The sequence below is a fragment of the Paenibacillus sp. FJAT-27812 genome, from assembly GCF_001273905.1.
GTDB lineage: Bacteria > Bacillota > Bacilli > Paenibacillales > Paenibacillaceae > Pristimantibacillus.
On record NZ_LIGH01000001.1, the window covers coordinates 4,352,372 to 4,359,060 of the forward strand.

The 6,689-nt window shown below is 49.7% G+C and carries 4 protein-coding genes; all 4 read left to right on the forward strand.

Annotated elements, in window-relative coordinates:
- The first annotated feature begins 429 nt into the window (after window positions 1-429).
- Entirely contained in the window at window positions 430-2,787 is a 2,358-nt protein-coding gene (locus tag ADU23_RS18300) for a preprotein translocase subunit SecA (protein ID WP_197286086.1), read from the forward strand.
- A gap of 144 nt (window positions 2,788-2,931) precedes the next feature.
- On the forward strand, window positions 2,932-3,603 hold the full coding sequence (locus tag ADU23_RS18305; protein ID WP_053375044.1) for a hypothetical protein: 672 nt from the start codon (window positions 2,932-2,934) through the stop codon (window positions 3,601-3,603).
- Between the two features lie 28 nt (window positions 3,604-3,631).
- Window positions 3,632-4,036 (forward strand): hypothetical protein, encoded by a 405-nt coding sequence (locus tag ADU23_RS18310; protein WP_053375045.1) that lies wholly within the window; start codon window positions 3,632-3,634, stop codon window positions 4,034-4,036.
- Window positions 4,037-4,095: 59 nt separating this feature from the next.
- Window positions 4,096-6,689, forward strand: a 2,594-nt coding sequence (locus tag ADU23_RS33235; protein ID WP_442950612.1) for a hypothetical protein, incomplete at its 3' end; no start/stop codon positions are given.

Below are 6,689 nucleotides of genomic sequence, written 5' to 3' on the forward strand. Positions count from 1 at the left end.
GGTTTAAGAAAGTTGAAGCTTTCTCAGGCCAATCTAGCAGATTTTTTTAATATGAAGTGCACCTCTAAAAATAGACATCGGTCAAGCCGCTGGGTTATCCGATGAAATTTTTAAGAGGTGTATTTTTTTATGCCGTTAAACCATAGGTTGCTATTGCAGCGAATGAGCCTTAGACACTAGGTTGTTGTGCCTAGTTGCGATTCTGAAAGATCAATTCTGATTATTTTTAGAGCAAAATTATGTTTATATGACTATATAATATATAAATAATTAATATGAAATATTTAAAACTGAAAAAATTTACTATTAATAAATCGTCGAAATAGTCCGATATAACCAAGTGAGATGGTTTTTAGTTCATCTAAATTAAAGATATTTTTAACGTTATAGTAGTTGAGGACTATATTTTCGGGTATGGGGGTTGTTAATTTGCTTACAGCTTGGAAAAAGTGGGCGAAAGGCCTAGTATCCCATGAATTAGTGAGCATGAGAAATGCCCTCCTCCTGATCGACCAAAAGTACAACCTGATTAGTCGCATCTCTGATTCGGAGCTCATGATGATGACTGAAAAGCTGAGAGAGGAACTTAAGAGGAGTACACCTCCCGCGTATGTTCCTTATATAGCTGTTGCTTTGGTAAAAGAAGCGGTTAGGCGGCGGTTGGGCTTGGTTATGCATGACGAGCAGCTGCTCGGCGGCTACGGGATGATGAAGGGCAAAGTAGCTGAGATGTTGACCGGTGAAGGGAAGACGCTTGCATCTTTGATCCCTGTTTTTTGGTTCGCACTTCAGAACAAGGGCGTTCATATGATTACGGTCAATCCTTATTTGGCCGAACGGGATTATATGCAGGCGCGTGACGTTTTTCAGATGCTGGGGATGTCGGTTGGTCTGAATCATGCAGGACTTCAAATGGAGGAGAAGCAGGCGGTCTACGAATGCGATGTTACTTACGGCGCTTGGTCGGAATTCGGCTTCGACTTTTTGAGGGATAATCTGGCGTTTGATCCGGCCAAGCAGGTACAGCGATCGCTCGCTTATGCGGTTATTGATGAAATTGATAGTGTACTCATTGACGAAGCCAAAACTCCGATGATCATTGCGGGCAAGACGAAAGCAGCGCCCGATCTTTATTACATTTGCTCCAAGTTTGTCAAAGGCTTGAGGGAGCAAAAAGATTATGAGCTGGACGTCGAATCGAATCAAGTGATGTTTACCGAAGCCGGGATACGAAAAATCGAAACCGTGTTTATGATCGATAATTTGTTTGATTTGGAATATACGACTGTGTTCCACTATTTGCTGCAAAGCTTGCGCGCTCTGGTATTAATGAAGGTCGATCGGGATTATTTGGTTGAAGGCGGTAAAGTGAAAATTATCGATTCATTTACGGGACGAATGATGGAGGGCCGGGAATTCAGCGACGGTCTGCACCAGGCGATCGAAGTCAAGGAAGGGCTGCCGCTCAGCGAAGAGACTCGATCTAACGCTTCGATTACGGTACAGAAGTTTTTTAGCCTGTTTTCCCAGGTGATCGGAATGTCAGGGACGATTCAGACGGATTGTGAAGAGCTGAGGCATATTTACGGTTTGGACGTGCTGTCGATCCCTCCGTATAAACCGGTTGCTCGGCGGGATGCTCCCGATCTCGTCTTTGTCAGCTTAGAAGCCAAGTACAAGCGGCTGGTTTCGGAGATTGCTGCGTTGCATCAGCAGGGCATTCCGATATTAGTGGGCACGACTACTGTTTCGCAGTCGCAGGAATTGGCGGACCGCTTGTCACAAGCTGGCTTGAGATGTCAGGTGCTGAATGCGAAGACTCAGTCAGAAGAAGCGGAAATCATCCGCAGCGCCGGAACGCAGGGGGGCATCACAATAGCTACCAATATGGCAGGACGTGGAGCCGATATTTGTCTTGGCGAGGGCGTTGCCGAATTGGGAGGACTGCATGTCATCGGGCTCGAGAGGCATGAAAGCCGGAGAATTGACCTTCAGTTGAAAGGACGGTCGGGACGGCAAGGAGACCCGGGAGCATCACAGTTTTTTATCTCGCTGGAGGATGATTTATTCCGGCGCTTTGCTGGTGAAGAGGCGGAGGCATGGCAAGAAAAGTGGAGGTGGGGGGATGATGGTGCTTCCTCCAAGGAGCTGCTGCGATTTGTGGAAATGGTGCAAAGGCGCGCAGAGCAGCAAATGTACGAAATTCGTTCATTGGTATACAAGTTTGACTGCGTCGTTCATCGCCAGAGGGAATGGTTTTATGCGCATAGGCAAGGGATGCTTTTAATGGAGCGAGTGGAAGATGCCGTTTGCCGATCCGTTTCCTTTTGGATCAAGGATCGTGTGCAGCGGTATTGTCCTTCTGATCGGCTCCCGGAGGAGTGGAAGGTGGAGCTGCTAAGGCAGGAGTTTGGGCTATCGTCCCCTCTTGCGATTACAGACTTCATGACTGGGAAGGGAATGCTTAGGCAGGTGGAGCAAACCTGGAGAGTGGATTGGGCGCAATTCATAGAGGATCGGAGCTTGCAGCAATTGCGTTCCATGTGGCGGCATGAATATTTGCGGCTGCTTGATGAGCTTTGGCAGGATCATTTGGACCAGCTTGGATTCATTAAACAAGGTATCCACTATAGGGCATTGGAAAAAAGGGATCCCGTTGAAGTGTTTGAGGAGGAAGCGTATCACCTCCACTTAAAGTTCGAACGAAAGCATCACCGCGCCGTCTGCAAAATGTTGATTAGGGAGATGAGAAACGAAGCGGCTCCTTCGCTTTCAGGAACGGCATAAGGAAGACAGCTCACTTTGAGCATTATTTTGGAGGTGGTGGCAGGCATTGAATTAATAAACGGAGCACTCTTACATAAGCAGTTGATTTAATCCAATTTCTACCCATTCATTCCTAACTTCCATGAAGAAAAGAGGAGATTTCCAATGACAAAGAAAAAATCCGATTCCAAAAAGCCTTTAAGTAAAAAAGTAGCCCAAGTCATGACAGCGACTTTGGCCGCGTCCACTGTTGTTGCGGTGCTTCCGGCTGATTTCATAAAAGCCGACATGTTCCAAGGGGACAGCGTATCGGATTCCGTATACGATCAATCTACGACGGTAACGGATTCTGTTTACGTACAGCCTTTCGTACAAGCGCTGGAGGCAGTGCGAGTTGCCGATTCAGCAGCCACGCTGCAACAAGCTTTGAGCGCCGTGGAACTAGCTCTGAACTTGACGGGCTACAACGAGCTTAGCCCGCTGGATCAAGAGGCAGTAGCCCAAGCATTGCTGAGTGCTGGGAACTATGCCGATACGGCTGAGCTGCAAGATGCTTTGAACAAGGCGGTAGCGGTTCAAAGAGATGCTGTGGCGCTGCGCAATGCGGTTGCTGCGGTCAATTCCGCAGACAGTGCGGCACAGATACAAAGTGCTCTTGAAGCACCGTATTTGGGACTCATCCTGATCAATTATAGAAAATTGAATGCGGACGGCAAGCTTGCTGCTGCAGAGACGGTTCGCGAAGCTGTCCCAGCCGGCGGTTACAATGGCCGAACTGATATTCAGAAGGCGTTCAACGAAGCGATTGCATCCGTTTTTGAAGCGCAAGCACAATAACTGAGCGGTTTGAAGCGGGGGTGAAGAGATGGAACACCGGGCAGGAATGTGGTCCCGTCTGCGTCAACGCATTTTTTCAACCACACCAACATCTGATGAAGCGATGCAGGTGCTCGCTGATCCAGAAAGCTCGCAGGAGGACGAGGTCGTTTTCGGGACCGATCGACTGGAGCTGACTGAACAGATGTGTTTGATTGAAGTCGCCAAACATTACATGGATGAGTTCTTTTTGCCGACGCTTAGGACTGAGCCTGCGCTAACCAGAGGTTTTGCCCTGAAATTACAAATGTTTGTAACCAATGGAGTCGAGCCCGTTTACCGCTCGAATATGGTTGTATTTTATCAGGATACGGATGGACAGCGAAAATACGAATATCTTGTGAGCCTGATTCGTTTTGGTACGGATGAATGGCGTGTATTTCAAGTGAAATAAACAAAACGACAGAGGTATAACGAACCATACATAATGTGAAAAAGAGAGGTAACGATGACATGTCGAAGATAAAGAAAGACAATCAAAAGCCTTTGGTCAAAGGGATGTCTGCCGTACTATCCGCAACGATGGCAACTGCATCGATCATTTCCGTATTGCCTGCCCAAGTGGCGAGTGCAGATGAAGCTGCTGCCATTGCGGAAGTGAACGCCGCTGCTACCGTTTCCGATATGCAGGCCGCACTCACTCGAGTGGATCTGGCTCTGAACCTTACAGGGTATAATTCCCTGAGCAGCACCGGTAAAGATATTGTCGCTCAAAATGTGATCGATTACCGCACGGCAAATGGCAGCTATGCTACACAGCCGAGCATTCAAACAGAGTTGAACACTGCAGTATCAGCCCGCCAGAATGTGGAAATTTTGCTAAATGCCATTAATGCCGTTAACTCGGCAGCTTCCGCGAGCGACATGAGAACGGCTCTGGAAAATACGGCACTCGGTCTGATCCTGACTACTTACAACAATTTGAGCACGCCAAGCGGTAAACTGGGAGCGGCTCAGCTGCTGCTGGATTATCGCACGGCAAATGGCAGTTTCGCGGATCAAGCGGCTATCCAGAGCGAATTCAACAACGTCGTGCAAGACCAACTGGATGAGGAGGCACTTTCTCTAGCGGTGGGTAGTGTGAACGCTGCAACGGATGCTGCAACGATGACGACCGCATTGGAAGATCCGTATCTCGGTTTAGTGCTGACCTCGTTCCATAATTTGAGCAGCCAAGTAAGCCGAGACGCAGTTGCCCAGCAAATGCATGACTTTAAGCAAAGCAGCGGAGCGTATGCGAGCAAAGCGGCGATTCAAAGCAAATTGAACACCTTTGTTAGTCAAAGGGCCCAGTTTGAGGCTTACGCTGCTGCTGTGCAAGTGGTGAATGATGCAGCAACGGCAAACGATACGCAATCCGCTTTGGAAGCCTCTGATCTAGGCTTAAATTTGACGGAATATTACAAACTGGTTGCTGGTCATAGAAACGCAGCTGCACTTGCGGTATTGAATTATAAAATTGCAAACGGTGCTTTCGCCGATCAGCCGAGCATCCAGAGCACGTTGAGCGCCATAGTTGTTACCGAGCAGATTGCACAAGCCGTCGATGTAGTCAACGCAACTGCGGATACGAACAGTATGAAGAGCGCTTTAGTATCTGCAACATTAGGGCTTACGCTTACTGCTTACAACGATCTCGGTGCAGCTGACAAAAATGCGGTTGCTGCTCTAGTGCTCGCGAACCGTGGCGGCGGGTATACGGACAAAGCAGCCGTTCAAACGAGCTTGGATTTGGCAATTGTTATAAATGCGCCAATGTCAGCGGTCAACAAAGCGGCTGATGCCGCTGCGATAGAAACAGCACTTGAAAACGGAGCGCTTGCTCTGGCGTTAGGCGGAGTCTATCCTAGTTGGCAGCAAGCAGATCAAACAGCTGTTGCTGCTGCTGTCCTTGCTGCTCGTCCGGGTAGTGGATACGTGAATTTAACAGCGGTACAAACCGCATTTGATGCAGCGGTTACAGCGCGTACGCCTATAGCTGATGTAAATATTGCAGCGGATGCGGCGGCAACGCAAACAGCGCTGGAAGCAGGCGCCCTTTTCTTAACGCTAGGCGTATACTCGACTTGGTCAGCAGCGGATAAGACGTCTGTAGCAGCGGCCGTTCATGCGGGTGTTCCAGTTGGAGGGTATGCGGACAAAGCGGCGATACAAGCAGTGTTCGATGCGGCTGTTACTGCACGGACACCTGTGGCCGATGTGAATATTGCAGCGAATGCGGCGGCAACGAAGACGGCACTGGAAGCTGGTTCGCTATCGTTGAACTTGGGATCCGAGTACCCAACTTGGACAGCGGTGGATAAAACGGCCGTGGCGACAGCTGTGAATGCTGGCCTGCCAGTTGGAGGCCATGCGGATAAGGCTGCAGTACAAACAGCGTTCGACGCGGCGGTAACGGCGCGGACACCAGTAGCCAATGTGAATGTGGCTGTCAGCGCTGCGGCGATTCAAACGGCTTTGGAAGCCGGAAGTCTCGGCTTGAATTTAGGGGCTACATATCCAGGATGGCTTTCAGCAGATAAAGCGGCCGTAGCGGCTGAGGTGCTGGCAGCGCGTCCTGTAGGTGACGGCTATGCGGGCCTTGCGGCGATTCAAGCTGCTTTTGACTCAGCTGTCAGTCAGGTTGCTCCGATGGCAGAAATCAATGCGGCAGCAAATGCTGCAGCCATGGAAACGGCTTTGGAAAGCGGCACGCTCGCGCTCACTTTAAGCGCGGCATATAATTCCTTATCAGCTTCGGATCAAACGGACGTGGCAGGTTTGGTGCTAAGCTACCGCCCTGTCGGCGGCTATGCGGACAAGCCTGCGGTGCAGGCAGCGCTGGATATTGCGGTAGCTGTTGAGTATGTAAATATTGCAGCGAATGCGTCAGCAACGCAAACGGCTCTGGAAGACGGCGTTCTCTCCCTGAACCTGGGTGCAGTGTACCCAACTTGGACGGCGGCGGATAAGACAGCAGTAGCCGCAACCGTGCATGCGGGAGTTATCTATGCGGATAAAGCCGCAATACAATCGGCATTCGACGCGGCGGTAACGGCACGTACGCC